Annotated in this window: 21 protein-coding genes; 13 read left to right on the forward strand and 8 right to left on the reverse strand. The window is 62.9% G+C overall.

Annotated features, from left to right (window positions below):
• The first annotated feature begins 4 nt into the window (after positions 1-4).
• The 4 genes from ACCO56_RS17690 (at position 5) to ACCO56_RS17705 (ending at position 2407) form a co-directional block, all read left to right on the forward strand.
• On the forward strand, positions 5-475 hold the full coding sequence (locus ACCO56_RS17690; RefSeq protein WP_433642391.1) for a CYTH domain-containing protein: 471 nt from the start codon (positions 5-7) through the stop codon (positions 473-475).
• Positions 472-1398, forward strand: coding sequence for a CHAD domain-containing protein (locus ACCO56_RS17695; protein WP_433642117.1), 927 nt, complete (start codon positions 472-474; stop codon positions 1396-1398). Before ACCO56_RS17690 ends, ACCO56_RS17695 begins: the two co-directional genes overlap by 4 nt.
• A 139-nt stretch (positions 1399-1537) precedes the next feature.
• Positions 1538-1738, forward strand: coding sequence for a hypothetical protein (locus ACCO56_RS17700; RefSeq protein WP_433642118.1), 201 nt, complete (start codon positions 1538-1540; stop codon positions 1736-1738).
• Between the two features lie 12 nt (positions 1739-1750).
• A complete protein-coding gene (locus tag ACCO56_RS17705) occupies positions 1751-2407 on the forward strand; it encodes a MarC family NAAT transporter (protein ID WP_433642119.1) in 657 nt (218 codons plus the stop codon).
• 153 nt (positions 2408-2560) lie between these two features.
• Here ACCO56_RS17705 and ACCO56_RS17710 read toward each other — a convergent pair whose 3' ends face one another.
• Positions 2561-4546 (reverse strand): PhoX family protein, encoded by a 1986-nt coding sequence (locus ACCO56_RS17710; protein WP_433642120.1) that lies wholly within the window; start codon positions 4544-4546, stop codon positions 2561-2563.
• Positions 4547-5063: 517 nt separating this feature from the next.
• On the opposite strand from ACCO56_RS17710, the gene ACCO56_RS17715 reads away from it, so the two are divergent.
• From ACCO56_RS17715 to ACCO56_RS17735, 5 genes are all read left to right on the forward strand, one after another.
• Positions 5064-6689, forward strand: coding sequence for an ABC transporter substrate-binding protein (locus ACCO56_RS17715; RefSeq protein WP_433642121.1), 1626 nt, complete (start codon positions 5064-5066; stop codon positions 6687-6689).
• Between the two features lie 61 nt (positions 6690-6750).
• Entirely contained in the window at positions 6751-7731 is a 981-nt protein-coding gene (locus tag ACCO56_RS17720; protein ID WP_433642122.1) for an ABC transporter permease, read from the forward strand.
• Positions 7728-8672: an ABC transporter permease gene (locus ACCO56_RS17725; protein ID WP_433642123.1), complete on the forward strand. Its 945-nt coding sequence runs from the start codon at positions 7728-7730 to the stop codon at positions 8670-8672. The genes ACCO56_RS17720 and ACCO56_RS17725 overlap by 4 nt, the downstream gene beginning before the upstream one ends.
• The gene (locus tag ACCO56_RS17730) at positions 8669-9721 is read left to right on the forward strand and encodes an ABC transporter ATP-binding protein (RefSeq protein ID WP_433642124.1); all 1053 of its coding nucleotides are present in this window, start codon (positions 8669-8671) and stop codon (positions 9719-9721) included. Before ACCO56_RS17725 ends, ACCO56_RS17730 begins: the two co-directional genes overlap by 4 nt.
• Positions 9718-10767 carry an ABC transporter ATP-binding protein gene (locus ACCO56_RS17735; RefSeq protein ID WP_433642125.1) on the forward strand — a complete coding sequence of 350 codons (1050 nt, stop codon included), beginning with the start codon at positions 9718-9720 and terminating at the stop codon, positions 10765-10767. The genes ACCO56_RS17730 and ACCO56_RS17735 overlap by 4 nt, the downstream gene beginning before the upstream one ends.
• Before the next feature lie 92 nt (positions 10768-10859).
• Here ACCO56_RS17735 and ACCO56_RS17740 read toward each other — a convergent pair whose 3' ends face one another.
• From ACCO56_RS17740 to ACCO56_RS17750, 3 genes are all read right to left on the reverse strand, one after another.
• A complete protein-coding gene (locus ACCO56_RS17740; protein ID WP_433642126.1) occupies positions 10860-12581 on the reverse strand; it encodes a SulP family inorganic anion transporter in 1722 nt (573 codons plus the stop codon).
• A 173-nt stretch (positions 12582-12754) separates the two neighbouring features.
• Positions 12755-13036: a helix-turn-helix domain-containing protein gene (locus ACCO56_RS17745; RefSeq protein ID WP_433642392.1), complete on the reverse strand. Its 282-nt coding sequence runs from the start codon at positions 13034-13036 to the stop codon at positions 12755-12757.
• 210 nt (positions 13037-13246) lie between these two features.
• Positions 13247-13582, reverse strand: coding sequence for a hypothetical protein (locus ACCO56_RS17750; protein ID WP_433642127.1), 336 nt, complete (start codon positions 13580-13582; stop codon positions 13247-13249).
• 610 nt (positions 13583-14192) lie between these two features.
• Between ACCO56_RS17750 and lepA the strand changes: the two genes are divergently transcribed.
• Positions 14193-15998, forward strand: a complete 1806-nt coding sequence (gene lepA / locus ACCO56_RS17755) for a translation elongation factor 4 (protein WP_433642128.1) — start codon at positions 14193-14195, stop codon at positions 15996-15998.
• Positions 15999-16021: 23 nt separating this feature from the next.
• Here lepA and ACCO56_RS17760 read toward each other — a convergent pair whose 3' ends face one another.
• From ACCO56_RS17760 to ACCO56_RS17775, 4 genes are all read right to left on the reverse strand, one after another.
• Positions 16022-16882 (reverse strand): NlpC/P60 family protein, encoded by an 861-nt coding sequence (locus tag ACCO56_RS17760; protein ID WP_433642129.1) that lies wholly within the window; start codon positions 16880-16882, stop codon positions 16022-16024.
• The gene (locus tag ACCO56_RS17765; protein WP_433642130.1) at positions 16879-17229 is read right to left on the reverse strand and encodes a MarR family transcriptional regulator; all 351 of its coding nucleotides are present in this window, start codon (positions 17227-17229) and stop codon (positions 16879-16881) included. Before ACCO56_RS17765 ends, ACCO56_RS17760 begins: the two co-directional genes overlap by 4 nt.
• A gap of 81 nt (positions 17230-17310) precedes the next feature.
• Positions 17311-18687: a leucyl aminopeptidase family protein gene (locus ACCO56_RS17770; RefSeq protein WP_433642131.1), complete on the reverse strand. Its 1377-nt coding sequence runs from the start codon at positions 18685-18687 to the stop codon at positions 17311-17313.
• Positions 18688-18754: 67 nt separating this feature from the next.
• Positions 18755-18934 (reverse strand): hypothetical protein, encoded by a 180-nt coding sequence (locus ACCO56_RS17775; protein WP_433642132.1) that lies wholly within the window; start codon positions 18932-18934, stop codon positions 18755-18757.
• A 184-nt stretch (positions 18935-19118) separates the two neighbouring features.
• Between ACCO56_RS17775 and ACCO56_RS17780 the strand changes: the two genes are divergently transcribed.
• From ACCO56_RS17780 to ACCO56_RS17790, 3 genes are all read left to right on the forward strand, one after another.
• Positions 19119-19934, forward strand: coding sequence for a tetratricopeptide repeat protein (locus ACCO56_RS17780; RefSeq protein WP_433642133.1), 816 nt, complete (start codon positions 19119-19121; stop codon positions 19932-19934).
• Positions 19935-20029: 95 nt separating this feature from the next.
• Positions 20030-20257: a CopG family transcriptional regulator gene (locus ACCO56_RS17785; protein WP_433642134.1), complete on the forward strand. Its 228-nt coding sequence runs from the start codon at positions 20030-20032 to the stop codon at positions 20255-20257.
• Complete coding sequence (locus tag ACCO56_RS17790) at positions 20254-20691, forward strand: TA system VapC family ribonuclease toxin (protein WP_433642135.1); 438 nt, start codon at positions 20254-20256, stop codon at positions 20689-20691. The genes ACCO56_RS17785 and ACCO56_RS17790 overlap by 4 nt, the downstream gene beginning before the upstream one ends.
• Positions 20692-20723 lie beyond the last annotated feature (32 nt).

Consider the following 20723-nt stretch of genomic DNA (forward strand, 5'->3'; position numbering starts at 1 on the left):
CTTCGTGGCCAAGGAAGTCGAACGGAAGTTCCTGGTGAAGGACGATGCCTGGCGGAAGCACGTCATGGCCGCGGTCGGCATTCGCCAATTCTATCTTGCCGGCATGGCAGGACGGAGTGTGCGGATCCGTATCCGCGACGACGGCACCGCGACATTGACGCTGAAATTCGGAAGCCATGGCCGGGAACGCGACGAATACGAATATGCGGTCCCCCTGGAGGAGGCCGAGGAGATGTTGCGTTTCGCGCTCGGGCACGTCATCGAGAAGACGCGCCATCATGTGCGCTACGGAGGCCGGCTCTACGAGGTGGACGTCTTTGCCGGCGGTCTCGCGGGGCTGATATTGGCTGAACTGGAAACACCGGACGAAGTGCCGGTCGGCGAGCTTCCGCCTTGGCTCGGCCAGGAGGTCACGGATGACGCCGCCTACTACAACGCTTCGCTTGCCCTCCATGGCTTGCCGACGGCAGCATGAGGGACCGGATCGACCCGCACGCCACGCTCGCCGCCGAAGTCCGGCGGATCGTCGGCGATGAGATCGCCGAGGCCACAGCCGACCTCGAGACGGCGCGTATCAAGCCAGAAAGCGGCTTCCATCAAGCCCGCAAAAGGCTGAAGAAACTGCGGGCGCTGTTCCGGCTGGTGCGTTCGGCCGACGAGCCTTTCTGGCGCGCCGAAAATGTCCGCCTGCGCGATATTGCCCGCAATCTTGCCGGCGCACGCGAAGCAGCCGCACTGGTGGAGACAGTCGATCGTCTTGCCAAGGCCTATCCCAAAGAGGCTTCGGACGGCCGGTTGGCCTCGATCAGGGCGGCGCTCGTCCGGCGCCACGACAGGATTGCCGAGGACAGGACTGGCCTGGACGGCCTCGTCGGCGAGGCCATTCAGGCCATTGCCGAGGGGCGGCGCGCGGTCGAGGGCTGCGTATTGCCCGAAGACATGCAGGCCGCCGCCGACATCCTAGCCGACGGCGCCGCAGCGGCCATCCGGCGGGCGTTGCGATCGCTGGACCTGGCACGCGAGCATGGACGCGAGGACGACTTCCACGAGCTGCGCAAGGCGGTCAAGGACCATTCGGCGCATCTCGCGGTGCTCGCGTCGTTCTGGCCGAAGCCCGTAAGATCACGGCGCAAGCAGGTCGGCGAACTCGGCGATCTTCTTGGCGAGCTCAACGACCTCTTCGTCCTGCGGGAATTGATCGACCGGCAGGACGAAAGCCTCGGCGTGAACGGCGACATCAGGCTTCTTCAGCGGTTGCTGAAGCGCAGCGAGAAAAAGCTGCGCAAGCACTGCCTCCGGGAAGCCGAGCGGCTCTTTGCCCTGCGGCCGGCCAAGGTCGGCCGCAGGCTCGCCGAACGCTACCGCGACGATGCCGGCGAAACGCCGCAAATCCACTGAAACATGTCTCCCGAAAGAACCGACAGCGCGTCGCGTGAATCCTTTCAGGCGACGCGCTGTGGGCGGGCTGCGACAGAAGCCGCTCGCCTCCAAGCTCTGAGCGTGTTTCAGTGGCTCGGAAGAAATAGGGAGGCGCCATATGCGCGGCGACGACCACCGAACTGGCGGGCGCGAGCATGTCGTGCCGGCTGTCCACGAGATGGTGGACGAGACACTGATGGCTCTGGAGCAGGAGTTTGCGGCGCTCTATCCGCCGACGGGGGCCACCGATCCCACCGCAGGCGATGCTGTTGCGGGAGTCCTATTTGACGCGACGGCCGATGTTAAAATGAAGCCTTAAACAGATACAAAGATGATAGCAGAAATTTTGAAGAATGTAGCCATTGTCGTGGTCGGTCTCCTTCCGATCATGAACCCGCTGACAACTATTCCGCTGTTTATGGCTCTTACCAAGCACATGAGCCAGGATACCCGCCGGCTTCAAGCCAGGAAGGCTTGCATTTATGCATTCTCCATACTCACGGCCTTTCTTCTCCTCGGGAATGGGATCATTTCGCTTTTTGGTATATCGCTGCCCGGCATCCGTATTGCTGGTGGCATTATCATCATGATTTTGGCACTCCGGATGATCTTTTCCGGCGACGATACTTCATCCGCAGTTGATGCCGAACCCTCGGAAATCAAGAAAGCCAACCTTGACTATTCGTTTTCACCATTAGCTATACCAAGTCTTGCCGGCCCAGGATCTATAGCGGTTACTATGAGCTTTGGTTCTGAAATCCCGCCCAGCCATCTTATTGCAGGGCATATGGTCGTGATCGTGGGTATCGCGATTACGGTAGGATTTGCATATTTAGCGCTTTCCGCCGCGCCATGGATCGAGAAGGCCCTTGGTGATCATGGAATGCAAGCCGTGACCAAAATCATGGGCTTCCTGCTTACCTGTGTGGCCGTACAATTTCTGGCTTCCGGCATAAGGGATTTTTACGTCGATTTTTCACAGATGTAGTTGTAACGATTTCACATGGACCAACGCCAGGTGATCTCCGTTTGGCTGCAAAATTCGCCAAACAGGCCTGCGTGGGTATCGCTTACGCATAGCCTGCCTAGCTCTTTCCCTTGTCGCAGGTTGTCGTAAAGGTGCGGGCGCTTCTGGACCTGCTTAGAGCGCGATCTTGCCGCCGCCCTTCTTGGTGATGGCGACCACTGCCGGCCGCACCGGCATGTCGTCCTTGAAGTCGGGCCAGCGGGTGGAGAGATCCTCGTAGTAGGACGGCCGACCGAACTTCTCCCAGTCCTCGCCGCCGTCGCCGGGATGCTGGACGGCAACAAAGGCGGTCTCGTCATCCGGCGTGAAAAGCGGACCGCAGAGTTCCGCCCCCACCGGCACACGGTAGAACAGTTTCGATGTGGCGCGCGCCTCGCCTTCAGTATCGACCGCCCAGAGACCGTCGGTACGGCCGGTGGCCTTTGGGCTGTTGCCGTCGGTCGAGACCCACAACCGGCCGGCCGAATCCACCGCGCAATTGTCCGGCATACCGAACCAGCCATTCGGCGACGTGCCCGTCGAGAAGGTCGCCCCGACCTCGGCAACGGAGGGATCGCCGCATTTCAGCAGCACTTCCCATTTGCCCTTGGTCGCGGCGAAGTCGCCGCCGTCTTCGGCGATTTCGATGATATGGCCGAAGGCGTTCTTCGCGCGCGGGTTGGCGGCGTCGACCTGGTCGTCCGCGCGCTTGGTGTTGTTGGTCAGCATCACATAGACCTTGCCGTTGACGGCATTGGGTTGGACGTCCTCCGGCCGGTCCATCTTGGTCGCGCCGACGAGGTCGGCGGCGCGGCGGGTCTCGATCAGCACGTCGGCCTGGCTGGCAAAACCGTTCTCGGCGGTCAGCGGCCCTTCGCCCTGGACGAGCGGCAACCACCCGATGCTGCCGTCGTCCGAGAATCTGGCGACGTAGAGCGTTCCTTCGTCGAGCAGGTCCAGATTGGCGGCGCGATCGGATGGGTTGAAGGCCCCGGCGGTCACGAATTTGTAGACGTAGTCGAAACGCTCGTCGTCACCGAGGTAGAAGACGACACGGCCATCCTTGGCCACGATCGATTCCGCGCCCTCATGCTTGAACCGGCCGAGCGCCGTGCGCTTCTTCGGCACCGAATTCGGATCGCTCACGTCGACCTCGACGATCCAACCGAAACGGTTGGGTTCGTTGGGCTCCTTGGAAAGGTCGTAGCGATCGTAGAACTTGCCCCAGGCATAGACGCCTTCTGGAATGCCGAGACGCTTGTAATTGGCGGCCTCGGCATGGCCTTCCGGCAAGTCGCCCATGAAGTAGCCGTGGAAGTTCTCCTCGGCCATGATGTAGGTGCCCCAGGGCGTAACGCCGCCGGCACAGTTATTGATCGTGCCGATGACCTTGGTCCCGGCAGGATCGGCATTGGTCTTGACGCGATCATGTCCGGCGACCGGCCCGGACAGCTCCATCTCGGTGGCGGCGGTTATGCGGCGATTGAGCTTGCCGTCTCGGACCACCTGCCACTTGCCGTCTGCCTTCCTGATCTCCACGATGGTGCCGCCATGCGCCGCCATTTCGATATCGACGCGCTTGCGATCGGCGTCGGCGATCGTGATCTTGCCCTCGGTCACGGTGACGATGCCGGGAAACATCAGGTGCTCATTGGTGTATTCATGGTTGACGACCAGAAGGCCGTGGCTCGGTGAACCGTCGATCGGAATGAAGCCGACATAGTCGTTGTTATAGCCGAACTGCCTGGCCTGGGCTTCGGCGGTCTGGTTCTTCGGGTCGAATTCCGGCGAGTCCGGAAACAGCGGGTCGCCCCAGCGCAGAAGCACGTCGGCATCATAACCTTCGGCGACGTGGTGATTTTCGTCGATGCCGGCCTCGACCTCGTTGAAATCGAAAGCGGAAGCCGCCGCTCCCGCCCGGGCGTTGTCGGCAGTGATGAGCGCAATCGGCGACACGGTGGCAGCGATAGCGGAAACCGCAAGAGAACCCTTCAGCAGCGCGCGCCGCGAGAAGCGAGTCGCGATGATCTCGCCCATGGTCGGATTGGACGAGGGGTTATGACCCGGCCCGTCATTTTCCTCCAGGAGGCTGGTGCGGAATTCGTTCGGATGCTGGTTCATTGTGCCTCGACCTTCGAACATCTAGACGGAAGTGCCTGGGTGGACGCGCCTGATGGCGTTCGAAGCGGGCATAGCCAGCCAGAATAACAGTTTGATGACGTTCTTTCGATGGCGCGCGCCTTCCGGCCTGCCTTAGCTGGCTACCGGGCGTACCGGCTGCCCGCCGGCCTGAGCATTGTGCTTCCGATTGCAGTTTTCCACGCCTTGCCTGGCAAAGGCCAACCCTATGATCCGAAACGCTATTTCCTGAAAGTTCAGGATTTGCCGCACAAACAGATGCTTTAAACTTCAACAAGTCTATTTCAATCCTGGCGCGACTGGCGCAATGTAGAATAGCTCACGGCGGGACGCAAAAAGGGGAACGGTTCCGGCGCTTTCGGCAGAAGGAGGGTTGCAACAGATTCCAGTAGCGCGCCACCGGTTCGTACGGGCTGATGCAGGGAGGAATTCCTGGTTCCCTGCAGGCGCGAATTATGCAACCTGTTAATATTCAACTCAAAGGTGGGAGGACCTGGGAATGAACTTACGATCGGCCGCTTATCAGGCGACCCGACGAGCAGGGCATGTCGCCATCGCCGTCGCAACGCTCATGGGAGCCGCAACCGCGACGGCATCCGCGCAGGAGGGAAAGACGCTGCGTTTCGCCTTCCAGGGCACGCTGAACGCGCTCGATCCCTATACTCTCAACGAGACCTTCACGCTCGGTATGCTCGGCAACGTCTATGAAGGTCTGACGAAGCGCGACAAGGACCTCAAGATCATTCCCGGCCTCGCCGAGCGCTGGGAGATGCTCGACCCCTTGCACTGGCGCTTCCATCTGCGCAAGGATGTGAAGTTCGCCAACGGCAACGCCTTCACCGCCGACGACGTGCTCTTCTCGGCCGACCGCATCCGCGCCGACGGATCCGACCTCAAGACCCGCATTCCTGCCGATTCGGAATGGATCAAGGTCGACGACCACACGGTCGACGTGAAGCTCAAGACGCCCAATCCCATCCTCTTTGCCGAGTGGGACACGTTCTACATCATGGACAAGGAATGGGCGGAGAAGGAGGGTGCGCTCAAGCCGGTCTCGGCTAAGGACGCCAACCCCTCGCCTTCGGCCTACAGGTCCAACGGAACCGGCCCCTTCACCATCGAAAGCCATGAGCCCGGCGTGAAGACAATTTTCAAGGTGAACGAGGGCTGGTGGGACAAGCCGGAACATAATCTCGCCGGCGTCGTCTTTACGCCGATCGCCGCTGACGGCACCCGTGTCGCCGCGCTGCTTTCAGGGGATGTGGACCTGATCGAGCCGGTTCCCGTCCAGGACGTCGAGCGCGTCAAATCCGATCCCAACACGGACGCCCTCGTTGGGCCGGAGTTGCGCGTCATGCATCTCGGCTTCAACCAGATCCGCGACGAGTTGCCGACCTCGGACGTCAAGGGCAAGAATCCGTTCCGGGACCCCAACGTCCGCAAGGCGTTCTTCCAGGCGATCGATATCGAGGCGATCAAGAAGCGTGTCATGCGCGGCATGTCCACGCCTTCGGCCCTGCTCATAGCGGAACAGCTCTATGAAAGGTCGGGCGACTTCAAGCGCGCGCCATACGACGCCGAGGCCGCGAAGAAGCTCCTGACCGACGCCGGCTATCCCGACGGCTTCACGATCGGCATGGATTGCCCGAACGACCGCTATGTCAATGACGAGGCCATCTGCCAGGCGGTCGTCTCGATGCTCGCGAAGATCGGGGTGAAGGTCAATCTAAACGCGGTGCCGAAGGCGCAGTACTTCGCCAAGGTGCTCGCGCCGGGCGGCTACGACACCGATTTCTTCCTGCTCGGTTGGACACCCAGCTCGCTGGATTCCTGGAACGTACTCACCAGCCTCGCGACCTGCCGTGACGAGAAGGGCAAGGGAGGCCCCTTCAACCTCGGAGGCTATTGCAACAAGAAGGTCGACGAGCTGGCCGCCCAGATCCTGGTCGAGACCGATCTCGCCAAGCGCAACGACCTGATCCATCAGGCTTATCAGATCCTGATCGACGAGACCTCGCATATCCCCCTTCACCAGCCGTCGCTGGCCTGGGGCAAGCGCAAGAACCTCGACATCACGCAGCGCGCCGACGATCAGGTTCTGTTCTATTGGGCAAGGCTGAACTGAGCCTAGCGAACTCCCTGCCCGGGCTTGGAGGCCCGGGCAGGACAAGCCGCGAGGGGCTGGCATGCTTGCATTCGCCGTACGGCGCCTGATGCAGATGATCGGCGTGATGCTGGTCGTCGCGTTGATCTCTTTCCTGCTGTTCCGTTTCGTCGGAGACCCCGTCAATCAGCTGGTCGGCGTCGACACCACGCCCGAGCAACGTGCCGAGCTGCGCGAGCAACTCGGCCTGAACGATCCCGTGCTTGTCCAATTCGCGCGCTTCGTCGGCAGTGCCGCCCGTTTCGATTTCGGCATCTCCTATCAGATCAAGCAGCCGGTGGCGGGATTGATCGCTTCGCGCCTTCCGGCAACGCTGGAGCTCTCCCTGGTTTCTGCCGCATTCGCTCTGCTGGTCGGGTTGCCCATGGGCGTCTATACCGGCCTCTACCCGAACAGCATGCTGTCGCGGGCTTTCATGGCAATCAGCCTTGTCGGTGTGTCGCTTCCGACGTTCCTCGTCGGCATCCTGTTCATCCTGGTCTTCTCGGTCAATCTCGGCTGGCTGCCTTCGTTCGGGCGCGGGGAGACCGTCTCGCTCGGCGGTTTCTGGACCACTGGCCTGCTCACGCGCTCCGGCCTCGTCTCGCTCATCCTGCCCGCCGTCACGCTCGGCCTCTTCCAGATGACGCTCATCATGCGCCTGGTGCGCAGCGAGATGCTGGAAGTGTTGCGCACGGACTACATCAAGTTCGCCCGCGCGCGCGGTCTCTCCAGCCGGGCCATCAATTTCGGGCACGCGCTGAAGAACACGCTCGTGCCCGTGATCACGATCACCGGTCTGCAACTCGGCTCGATCATCGCGTTTTCGATCATCACCGAAACCGTGTTCCAGTGGCCGGGAATGGGGCTGCTCTTCCTGCAGGCGGTGCAGAATGTCGACATACCGATCATGGCGGCGTATCTGCTGCTGATCGCCTTTCTCTTCACCCTGATCAATTTCGTCGTCGACCTGCTCTATGTCATGGTCGACCCGCGCATCCGCATCGGAGGGGCGAAGGCATGAGCGAGACGATCATGCGTCCCGAACGGCAATCGGGAGCCTTCCGACGTGTCCTCGACAGCGACATGTTCTACTCCTTCCGACGCTCTCCCCTGGTCGTCGCTTCGGCCCTGGTCAGCCTGCTGCTCGTGCTCGCCGCGATCTTCGCGCCGCTGATCGCACCCCAGAATCCGTTCGACCCCGCCTCATTGTCGGTGATGGACAGTTTCTACCCGCCGGCCTGGTCCGCCGACGGCCAGCCCGGTTTCCTGCTCGGCACGGACGACCAGGGTCGCGACGTTCTCTCGACCATCCTCTACGGTATGCGCATCTCCCTCGCGGTCGGCTTCGCCAGCGTGATCTTCGCAATGATTCTGGGGGTCAGCCTCGGCCTCATCGCCGGATATGCCGGCGGGCTGACCGACACGATCATCATGCGCATCGCCGACGTGCAACTGACTTTCCCGGCGATCCTGACGGCGCTGCTGATCGACGGCGTCGCGCGAGCGCTCGCGGGGCCGCAAGCCTACGGAAACATCGTCTTCGGCGTGCTCGTCCTGTCGATCGGCCTCAGCTTCTGGGTGCAGTACGCCCGCACCGTGCGCGGCTCGGTGCTCGTCGAGGCCAACAAGGAATATGTGCTTGCCGCCCGGTTGATCGGGCTCAGGCCGATCACCATCCTGTTCCGCCATATCCTTCCCAACGTGCTGGGCCCCGTGCTGGTCATCGCCACGATCAATCTCGCCCTCGCCATCATCACGGAGGCCACGCTTTCGTTCCTCGGCGTCGGAGTTCCGCCCACACAGCCTTCGCTCGGCACGCTGATCCGCATCGGCAACGACTTCCTGTTTTCCGGCGAATGGTGGATCACCATCTTCCCGGGCATCACGCTCGCCATCCTCGCGCTTGCCGTCAATCTTCTCGGCGACTGGCTGCGCGACGCCCTCAACCCGAAGCTCAGATGACCCCGACCCTTTCCGTCAGGAACCTTCGCGTCGAGATCCCCACGCGCCATGGGGTGCTGGTGGCGATCGACGACCTTTCCTTCGATATCGCTCCCGGCGAGGTGCTCGGTATGGTGGGCGAATCCGGCGCCGGCAAGTCGATCACCGGCCAGGCGATCATCGGGCTGCTCGATCCTCCGGCCCGCGTCGCCGGAGGCGAGATCCGGCTGGGCGGCGAACGAATCGACAATCTCCCTCGGTCGGCGATGCGCCACATTCGCGGGAAGCGCGTGGGCATGATCTTCCAGGATCCGCTCACGAGCCTCAATCCGCTCTACCGGATCGGCGAGCAACTGATCGAGACCATCCTCACCCATCAGAGGCTCTCGCCCAAGGCCGCTGCGGAAAAGGCGGAACGCCTGCTCGTCGAGGTCGGCATCCCGGCGGCCAGGACGCGGCTCTCGTCCTATCCCCACCAATTCTCGGGCGGCATGCGCCAGCGCGTCGTGATCGCGCTCGCGCTCGCCGCCGATCCCGAACTGGTGATCGCCGACGAACCCACTACCGCGCTCGACGTCTCCGTCCAGGCGCAGATCATCGCGCTCCTGAAGCGGCTCTGCAAAGAACGCGGAACCTCCGTCATGCTGATCACTCACGACATGGGGGTGATCGCGGAGACGGCCGACAGGGTCTGCGTGCTTTATGCCGGCCGGCTCGCGGAGATCGGCGGTGTCAGGAACGTAATCCGACAGCCGCAGCACCCCTATACGCACGGGCTGATGGCGGCTATTCCCACGATCGTCGGCAATCCCGACGACCGTCTCGAACAGATTCCCGGCGCCATGCCACGCCTCGCCGCCGTTCCGGCCGGCTGTGCCTTCAATCCGCGCTGCTCGTTCCGCTTCGATCGTTGCCCGACCGAGCGGCCAGGGATGTATGACACGGGCACCAGCAGGGCCTCCTGCTTCCTGCTCGATTCATCCGGACCGGGCGCACCGGCGGCGACCGTCGAGGCGGCGCTTGCCGCCGGCATCAAGGCCCGCGAACATGCGGCGGAGGTTACCCGGTGAGCGCGGTTCTCGAAACGACGACCAAGCGCCAACGCGACACGGGTTCGCCGCTCGTCGAGATCGAAGGGCTCGGCCGCGTGTTCGACCTTTCCAGGCGATGGCTCAATCGCCTGCTCGACGGCAGCGGCAAGGTGCATCTGACGGCGGTGGACAGCGTCGGACTGTCGATCGCTCGCGGCGAGACCTATGCGCTTGTGGGAGAATCCGGCTCCGGCAAGTCGACCATCGCGCGGATGACGGTCGGCTTGCTGCCGCCGAGTTCCGGCAGCGTGCGCATCGGCGACGCCGACATATGGGCCGAGCGCGGGCCTGCCCGGCAGCGTGACATCCGCCGAAAGATCCAGATGATTTTCCAGGACCCCTATGCCAGCCTCAACCCTCGCTGGCGGGTCGGCTCGATCGTCGCCGAGCCTATCAAGGCTTTCGGTCTCAAATCCGGGGCGCGCGAGCGTGAGCAACGCGTCGGCGAGTTGCTGTCGCTCGTCGGTCTCGACCCCCACGATGCCCGGAAGTTCCCGCACGAATTCTCGGGCGGACAGCGACAGCGCATCGCGATTGCCCGAGCGCTGGCATCGGAGCCAGACTTCATCGTCTGCGACGAGCCGACATCCGCGCTCGACGTCTCGGTCCAGGCACAGGTGCTGAATCTGCTGCGCGACCTGCAGCAGCGTCTCGGGCTGACCTATCTTTTCATTAGCCACAACCTGGCCGTCGTCAGGCATATGGCGAACCGGGTCGGCGTGCTCTATCTCGGCCGGCTCGTCGAGGAGGCCCCGGCCGGCACCTTGTTTGCCGAGCCCAAGCATCCCTACACGCGCATGCTGCTCGATGCCGTGCCCGATATCAGCATGGAGACGATCGAAAGAGAGCCGATCGCCGGCGAAATTCCCAATCCGATCAATCCGCCTTCAGGTTGCCATTTCCATCCGCGCTGCCCGCACGCCACGGCGCTCTGCAAGAGGGAGACGCCACCTGCCTACCACGTCGATGGCGCGATGGTCCGCTGCCATCTCTATGGGCCCGATGCGGGGGCCATGCTCCAGTAACTTAGAGCATTCCGCAGCCGACCGGATTCGGTCGGCGTCGCGAGAATGCGGCAAAAAGCGTGTCATCCGAATCCGATTGCCAGTGACACGCTTTAGACGGTCGCGGCTGCACTTTTCCCTTTCAACTGCAGCAGCGCGCTTTCGATCGTTGCCTTGTAGCGAACCAGCGGCGGGCGCACTCCGTGCGTCATGAGCATGCGCCTGAGTTCGGGCGACGCGCCGGTGATGAACATCTGAACCCCTGCCCTGCGTGCCTTATGTGCCGCGCCCTCGATGACATTGGCGGCCGTGGAGTCGAGAAACGGCACGGCGGAGCAATCGAGGATGAAATTGCGGCGATGGTCCGCTATGCGGTCGAGCACGGTGCCGACTGCCGCGGCGGCGCCGAAGAAAAAGGCGCCGCTGATCCGATAGATCACCGTGTCGGGATCCGCCGCGATATCTGGATCATAGGCGGCACGGCCGCCATTGCTGGCATCGGCCTTGTCGTCGACAACCAGCGTGGTGTGGGTCGAGACCTCGATCGATTTCGCCATTCGGTCGATGAACAGGACGGAGCCCAGCAGGAAGCCCACCACGATGCCTTCCGTAAGGTCGCGGAAGACCACCAGCGCGAAGGTAGCGAGAAGCACGGCAGCATCGCCCCGGGACGAACGGATGAGCGCGGCGAATGCATTCTTCTCCACCATGTTCCAGGCCACCACGGCGAGTACCCCGGCCAGCGCCGCGAGCGGTATGTAGCTCGCCAGCGGCGCCGCAACGAGCATGAAGCCGAGCAGGAAGATCGAGTGCAGCATGCCGGAGACCGGGCCATGGGCGCCGGCGCGAATGTTGGTCGCGGTGCGGGCGATCGTGCCGGTGACGCAAATGCCGCCGAACAGCGCCGATCCGATGTTGGCGACGCCCTGAGCGACGAGCTCGCAATTCGAACGATGGCGCCTTCCCGACATTCCATCGGCCACCACCGCCGACAACAGCGACTCGATGGCGCCGAGCAGCGCGAAGGCGACGGCATCGGGAAGCACGGCCTGCACCTTGGCAAGGCTGAAGGGCGGAAGCCCGGGGGCAGGCAGACCGCTGGGAATGCCGCCGAAGCGCGTGCCGATCGTCTCCACCGGCAAGTTCATGGCGGCGGTCACCACTGCCGCGGCAGCTACGGCAAGCAGCATTCCAGGCAAGCCCGGCCGCCAGCGCTTCAGCCCCAGGATCGTCAGCACAGTGAGCAAGGCGATGCCGGTGGCCGCCGGATTGACGCTTGATGCCGCCTCGGCGAGCGCAAGCAGCTTCGGCACGAACTCGCCGGGTTCCTTGCCCTGCAGCGTCAGCCCGAACAGATCCTTGAGCTGGCTTGAGAAGATGATGACGCCGATCCCGGCGGTGAAGCCGACCGTTACGGGATAAGGAATGAACTTGATATAGGTACCGAGGCGCAGATAGCCGATCGTGATGAGCACGACTCCAGCGATCATCGTGGCCAGCAGCAGCCCATCAACGCCATGCCGGTCGACGGTTGCGGCCACCAGAACGATGAAGGCGCCGGCCGGACCGCCGATCTGGAACCTGCTGCCGCCCAGCGCGGACACGATGAAGCCGCCGATAATGGCCGTGAACAAGCCACGGTCGGGCGAAACACCGGAGGCAATGGCGATTGCCATGGAAAGCGGCAGCGCGACCACCGCGACCGTCAGCCCGGCAAAAAGGTCCCGCTGGAATTCGCTCAGGCCATAGCCCTCGCGCAGGACCGTCACCAGCTTCGGAGTGAAGAGCTGGGCAAATGTCGGCTGGGCGGCCGCGCGCTCGGTATCGGTGCTCACCTGTTGCCTACCCTCGGTCAAGGCGGCGGGATCGTCGTAGAAGCGGCGTCGCCGTCGCAACTGCTAGTCAGAGCGCCGCCGGTCTATCGAGCCGGTAACGCCTATGTCTTTGTTTCGGCCGCATTTGTGAACGCCAAGTGTTCCACCTGGCTGCTAAATGCTCCATCCTTGGGTCAGGGGCCTTGACCGGTTCGATCGCGCTGCGGAGCCGGTTCCTTCAGACGCACGCCGCGCCCGCCACCGCCGCTTGCCTGATTATCGCCAATGAGTTCGACGCCCGATGCTTCGAGCGCCTGAACGACCTTCATCAGCGTATCGACCACGCCGCGCACCACCCCGTCACTCGCCTCCATGCGCTGGATCGTGGGCAAAGAGACGCCCGCCCGCTCCGCCAGCGTTTTCTGGTCGATGCCGGCCAAGGCCCGCGCGGCGCGCATCTGAGCGGAGGTGATTATAGAAAAACTCCTACTTCAAACCACAAGATAGATGCTTACACCCCTTATTATGATGTTTCAAGCGTCAATCCTGATGGGCGCTGGCCCGACCGCGGGGAAAGCACGATTTCCTGCCGCTCCCAAGCTGCGCAAGCCATCCTGCTTTCCGAGACCATTCCGCCGAGCGCTCCGATCTTGTCGGGTGACGCGGCATCGCGGAGGGACGGAGGATTACTTCCCCAGGTTGGGACCGAGAGTGATCAGGCCGACAGCGAAGATGGCGAGCACGATGCCGCTCGACTGGACCATGCTCAATCGTTCGCCGAAATAGAAAAGCGCAATGGCGTTGACCGCGACCAATTGGATCACCGCCGACAGGCTGAAGGCAGAAGCCATGCCGAATTCACGCACGAGGCGGAGCATGATCAAATTGCCGGCAGAGTAAAGCGCAAGAGTCAGGATCAGCTTACCGAAGGTGGGCTGCAATGCCCACGATTTCGCCACCGTCGCGGCCAGCAGGAAAACCACGGTCGTGACGCCGAGCTGGAACAAACCGGAAATGGTCAAGAGGTTCTCCCGAAACGAGGGCCATCCAACGTGCCCAGGAGAAGTTCTCGGGGAGAAGCCGCCCCGGCGTCAATATCCCGATCCGCCGCGACGGTGGGCCAGCCTTACGCGTCTGGAAAGACCAGCATTGTGTCCGGCGCAGTGCCATCTTTTCCGCGCCGGACAAAAAGGCCGGCGGAAGCACCTCTGGATACTTCCGCCGGCAATATCGCCGGTTGGGGCCAGCTACAGCCCCAATGCTATGACGCCGACCCGCCTCCAAGTCTACTCCCAAATAGGCTTCGATGCCTGGAAACGATGATTCTTCAATCTGCGCAGGCACTTCCCACGCCAGTTGCAACACAGGCGCGCCGTTTCTTCCCTTTGAGGATTCTTAGCGAAATCCAAGCATCCGCTATCGCTCCTGGATCGCTATTCGCCGACCACCTCCTCGCTGGGCGCTTTGGCGCCATCACTTTCCACTTTTCCTGCGAATGAATCTTTGTCTTCGCGCATTCGCGGACGGAAAACCGGTTTCCACTTTTCCTGCGAATGAATCTTTGTCTTCGTGCATTCGCGGACGGAAAACCGGTTTCCACTTTTCCTGCGAATGCTTTATAGCGCTCGCTCCATGAGCACGCCGATCTCCCATATCCGCAACTTCTCCATCGTCGCCCACATCGACCATGGCAAATCCACCCTCGCCGACCGCCTGATCCAGATGACGGGCGGGCTCGATGCCCGCGAGATGAAGGAACAGGTGCTCGACAACATGGATATCGAGCGCGAACGCGGCATCACGATCAAGGCGCAGACCGTGCGCCTGCGCTATCGCGCCAAAAATGGCGAGGACTATGTCCTCAACCTCATCGACACGCCGGGCCATGTCGACTTCGCCTATGAGGTCTCACGCTCGCTCGCGGCCTGCGAAGGCTCGCTGCTCGTCGTCGACGCCTCGCAGGGCGTGGAGGCCCAGACCCTCGCCAATGTCTACCAGGCGATCGACAACGATCACGAGATCGTGGTGGTGCTGAACAAGGTCGACCTGCCGGCCGCCGAGCCCGACCGCGTACGCGAGCAGGTCGAGGAAGTGATCGGCATCGACGCCAGCCAGGCCGTGCTGATCTCGGCCAAGACCGGCCTCGGCATCGAGGACGTGCTCGAGGCGATCGTCCAGCAATTGCCGCCGCCCCGCGAGGGCGACCGGTCGGCGCCGCTGAAGGCCATGCTGGTCGACAGCTGGTACGACGCCTATCTCGGCGTCATCGTGCTGGTGCGCGTGATCGACGGCGTGCTCAAGAAGGGACAGACCATTCGCATGCTGGGCACCGGCGCCAAGTATCCGGTCGAGCGCACCGGCTACTTCACGCCCAAGATGATCAACACCGACGAGATTGGTCCGGGCGAGTTCGGGTTCATCACCGCCTCGATCAAGGAAGTGGCCGATACCCGCGTCGGCGACACCATCACCGAGGATCGGCGGCCGACCGAAAAGCCATTGCCAGGCTTCAAGCCGGCGCAACCCGTGGTGTTCTGCGGCCTCTTTCCTGTCGACGCGGCCGATTTCGAGGACCTGCGCGCCGCCATGGGCAAGCTGCGCCTCAACGATGCCAGCTTCTCCTTCGAGATGGAGACCTCGGCCGCGCTCGGCTTCGGCTTCCGCTGCGGCTTTCTCGGCCTGCTGCACCTGGAGATCATCCAGGAGCGTCTGGAACGCGAATTCAATCTCGACCTCATCGCGACCGCACCGAGCGTGGTTTACCGTCTCGTCCTGACCGACGGCACCACCAAGGAACTGCACAACCCGGCCGACATGCCCGACGTGGTGAGGATCGATCATATCGAGGAGCCGTGGATCCGCGCCACGATCCTGACCCCCGACGACTATCTCGGCGGCATCCTGAAGCTCTGCCAGGACCGGCGCGGCATCCAGATCGACCTTTCCTATGTCGGCAAGCGCGCCATGCTGGTCTACGACCTGCCACTCAACGAAGTCGTGTTCGATTTCTACGACCGGCTGAAATCCATCTCCAAGGGCTACGCCTCCTTCGACTATCACCTCACCGATTATCGCGAGGGCGATCTCGTGAAGATGTCGATCCTGGTCAACGAGGAGCCCGTCGACGCGCTCTCCATGCTGGTGCACCGCTCGGCCGCGGAAAAGCGGGGTCGTGTCATGTGCGAGAAGCTCAAGGAGCTGATCCCCCAGCACATGTTCAAGATCCCGATCCAGGCGGCGATCGGCGGCCGGATCATCGCGCGCGAGACGATCTCGGCACTGCGCAAGGACGTCACGGCCAAGTGCTACGGCGGCGACGTCACCCGCAAGCGCAAGCTTCTGGAGAAACAGAAGGAAGGCAAGAAGCGGATGCGCTCGTTCGGAAAGGTGGACATCCCGCAGGAGGCGTTCATCCAGGCGCTCAAGATGGGGGATTGAGAGAGCTCTCTCGTTGCCGCTCCTTACGGCCGCCTGAAAAGGGTCGGCCCGCCGTAGAGATAGCCGATGCGGTCGATCGCCTCCCGCAGCGGCTCGCGCGACACCAGCATCGTGTGGCCATTGGCATGGATCATGTTGTCGGCGTCCGTCATGATCGCGACGTGGCCCTTCCAGAAGACGAGATCGCCCCGCTGCAGGTTGGAATAGCCCGGCTCCGGCTGGAAGGCTTCGCCAAGTCCGGATGCCTGCATGTCGGAATCGCGCGGCGCCGGCCTGCCCGCCATGCGCATCGCCAATTGCACCAGGCCGGAGCAATCGAGGCCGAAGGCCGAAACGCCGCCCCATAGATAAGGGGTATCGATCAGCGTCTCGGCGACCGCCACGTAATCGGCGGCATGGTCGCTCGCCGGCATGAGATGGCACGCAATGACGGCTTCGCCGGACTGCAGCAGCGCGTAGGAAGTGCCTCGATTCTCGGCCATGCCGACCACCACCAGATCGGTGCCCATCGACAGCTCGCCGCTCCGCGGCAGCTTCATGTCGGGTCCCGGGTACAGAAAGGTCCTGGGAACGCAGACCATATGCGTGGGGGGACCGTCGCGAGCCTTCAAGGCGGTCGCGGCGACATAACCGACATAGGAATCGCGCTCGGACTGTATCCAGGCCCAGCCTTCCCGTTCCTCGAAAACGATCACATCCTCGCCAAGGAGAAGCTGCGTGCTGAGGCCGGCATCGGGCCGGGGCTCCCCGCGCATGTCGGCCACGGGCACGGCGATGCGTGCCGGCCTCCCGACGACGAAACGTTCCGATTCGACCTGTTCCTCAAGCCTTGTGTCGGCGAGATCTGCGCGGAAAGCATGAAGCCGCTTATCGAGAATGCTCACAGGGGAAGTTCTCCGGCGCGTGCAATGATGTCATCCCCGAAACGCTCGACGAACAAGGCACCGTCGACTGTCCTTCTCACCAGAACGTTGCGCCTGTCGTGCTCGTCACGGTGTCGCGACACCAGCCTCAACGCTCCCATCGTGTCAAGGGCGCGGGTGATCACCGGCTTGGTGACCCCGAGCCGCGCCGCCAATCCGCGCACGGTATGGGGCGGGGGATCGAGATAGATCGTCAGCAGGATCGCCCATTGCCGCATGGTAAGGTCCGCCGTGCCCGCGCGCACTTGCGAAAGGCTCACCTGCTGCCATAGCCGCAAGGCCTGAGTGGGACGCAAAACAACCACCATGATGCAAGCATCCTCGGAAAATTGTTTCGGTTCCGTTTCACCCAATCCCGATTTGGCGACCGATGCAAGCCTTTAGCGTCCTCAACGCCCGAAGCGTGCGGTCAGGACCCGTTCCAGGGCACGAATGCCCTGGGCTTCGGCTCCGGCTGGGCAATGCGGGCGGTCGCTCGGACTCCAGCCAAAAATGTCGAAATGCGCCCAGCTGCCGGTCTTCTCGACAAAGCGCTTGAGGAACAGTGCCGCAGTGACCGATCCCGCGAAGCCGTCAGTGGTGACGTTGTTCAGGTCCGCGATTTTCGAGGAAAGCTTGGAGTCGTAAGGTTTCCACAACGGCATGCGCCAGAGCGGATCGGCGGCCGCCTCGGCGGCCCGTGAAATCTCGCCGGCAAGCCCGTCATCCGGTGTGTAGAAGGGCGGCAGATCCGGTCCGAGCGCCACACGGGCGGCACCCGTCAGCGTGGCCATGTCGATCAGCAGTTGCGGTTCCTCCTCGTCGGCCAGCGCCAGCGCGTCGGCGAGGATCAGGCGCCCTTCCGCATCGGTGTTGCCGATCTCGACCGTCAGTCCCTTGCGGCTCCGCAGGATGTCGCCCGGCCGGAAGGCATTGCCGGAGATGGCGTTCTCGACCGCGGGGATGAGGACGCGGAGTCTTACCTTGAGCCCGGCGGACATGATCATCGAGGCAAGCCCGAGCACATTGGCAGCCCCGCCCATATCCTTTTTCATGAGCAGCATGCCGCTGGCGGGTTTGATGTCCAGGCCGCCCGTATCGAAGCAGACGCCCTTGCCGACAAGCGTCACCTTCGGAGCGGATTCTGGGCCCCAGTTCAAGTCGATGAGGCGCGGCGCCTGATCCGAGGCGCGGCCAACCGCATGGATCATCGGAAAATTCTTCGCGAGCAGCGCGTCACCCTTGATGACGCTGACCGAAGCCTCGTGCGGCTTGGCAAGCGCGCGAACCGCATTCTCCAGCGCCTCCGGCCCCATGTCGTTGCTCGGCGTGTTCACGAGATCACGCGCCAGGAACACACCATCGGCGATCCAGCGCACGCGCTCCAGGTCGGTGCCGGCCGGCAGGGCGAAGCGGATGGCCTTGCCCGGCTTCTTGCCGTAGTGCGTGAAGCTGTAGCCGCCAAGCAGGAGTCCCAATGCTGCGATCTCCGGCGTGGCGGGCTTGGCCGCGAAGTGCCAATCGCCCTCCGGCAGCGTTCGGGCCAGCGTTCCCACCGTCAGCGCCCCGAAAGCATCCTCGCCATTGCCGGTGCCAAGCAGCGCCCCACCCAGCTTGCCGCTTTCGCCGGGCAGGATCAGGACCTTGCCGGCTTCCCCCGTGAAGCCGTTGGCCTTGGCCCAGGCCGCTGCAGCAGGCTCCAATCCCGCGTCGCCAAGGGCATTCTTGGCAACGAGATGGACCGGCAGGCTCGCGCGCGATTTCTTCTCGACCAGTTCAAGCGGCATCAATTCATCCTTTGATTTTTCGATCGCGAGGGCGCTAACCCGTCCGACAGAGGCTCGACAACCGGACCTAGAACCCGCCGCCGGGTTCTCCCCCACGACGCTGCTGCCGGAGGGCCTCGGACTGCGCCTTCTCGAGTGCGGATGTCGGCGACTGCCAGTCAGGGTCGCGCGATTCCACCGACATGGGCGACCCGCCGCAACCGGCGAGGACGAGCAACACGGCGGCAAGCAGAATTCTCATCATCATTTCTCCAGCAGCCGCGCAATGGGCGGCGGTTTGGAGGACAACATCTGCCCTGCCCGGCTTCGAAAGGCAATGGCGCATGCGCGCCGGTTCGAACGCAGGTTGCACCGTTAACGCCTCGTTAGGGTTAACGGAATATTGATCCGACAGGGGCGACGCGGCCGAGGCCGCAGGAAGGGGAGCGCGGATGGTCCATCGGCGGATTGCGTCTTCTGCGAGGTGTTTCGCGGCGACGTTGACGGTCGTTCTTGCTTTGAGCGCTGCTGGTTGTGCCGACCGGAGCATGACTACCGGATCGATCGCCCGCCCTTCAGGAAAGCCCCTGGAGCAGATGTCGGCCGGCGAGCTGCATGGCGCCGCCGCCTCGCTCGGTAAAGCCTTCGCCGCCAATCCCAAGGACAAGACGACGGCGATGCGCTACGCCGCCGTGCTTCAGATGAACGGCAAGTCCGAACAGGCTCTCGCCGTCATGCGCAAGCTGGCGATCGGCTATCCCAGCGATCGTGACGTCCTGGCTGCATACGGCAAGGCGCTGGCCGGCGCCGGCCAATTCGAGCAGGCGCTCGATGCCGTTCGCAGGGCCCAGACACCGGAATACCCAGACTGGAAGCTCGCTTCGGCGGAAGGCGCGATCCTCGATCAGCTCGGCCAAGCCAAGGAGGCCCGGGCGCTCTATCGCCGCGCCCTCGATCTGAAGCCGAACGAGCCTTCCGTGCTTTCCAATCTCGGCATGTCCTATGTGCTGGAAGGCGACCTCAGGACCGCCGAGACCTACCTGCGCTCGGCCACGGAGCAAGCCGGCGCCGACAGCAGGGTGAGACAGAACCTTGCCTTGGTGGTCGGGCTGCAGGGCCGCTTCGACGAGGCGGAACAGATCGCCCGGCAGGAGCTTTCCCCGGAACAGGCCCAGGCCAACATCGCCTATCTTCGCTCGATGCTCGCCCAGCAGAATTCCTGGAGCCAATTGAAGAAGGACGAGAAGAAGGGTGCCGGCTCGACCTAGCTCGAGCCGCGAATGCTCGGAAGCCATTCTCTTGATATGCAACTCGTCGCGCCATACATGATGCGTGATGATTGATGCGCGGAGGGAAAGGGGCCATGAGAACGACACTCGCGATTGATGATGACGTTCTGGTCGCAGCCAAGGCAATGGCTGCGCAACAGCGCCGTAGCGTCGGCGAGGTTATTTCCGATCTGGCGCGGCGTTCCCTCCGGCGTCCGGTGGGTGGCGGCGAGCGCAATGGAATTCCCCTGCTGTCGCCGCGGCCGGACGCACCCCCGGTCACGCTGGAAATCGTCAACGCCTTACGCGATGAACTCCCTTGACCTTCCTGCTGGACGTCAACGTTCTGATTGCTCTGATCGACCCTGGTCACGTCGCGCACGACGACGCGCATGATTGGTTCGCTTCGACTGGGCGCCGGTCATGGGCCACCTGTCCCATAACCGAAAATGGCGTCATCCGAATCGTTGGCAGCCCAAGATATCCCAACTCTCCGGGCTCGCCGTCTGTCGTGGCAGAGATGGTCGGCAAATTGCGTAATCTTCCCAGCCACAATTTCTGGTCGGACGATGTCAGCCTTGTCGATGCGGACAACGTTGATCCCGCGAAGGTTCTAACCTCCGCTCAGGTCACGGATACCTACCTACTTGCGCTCGCCAAGGCACGTGGCGGCCGGCTGGCGACTTTCGACCGGAGATTGTCGACGGAAGCGGTAAAAGGCGGGAAATCCACTCTGCACGTGATCATCGGCAAATAGCCTCTGGTCCCAATCTGGGAATCGCACTTCAA

The organism is Mesorhizobium sp. 1B3 (genome assembly GCF_050958605.1).
Lineage (GTDB): Bacteria > Pseudomonadota > Alphaproteobacteria > Rhizobiales > Rhizobiaceae.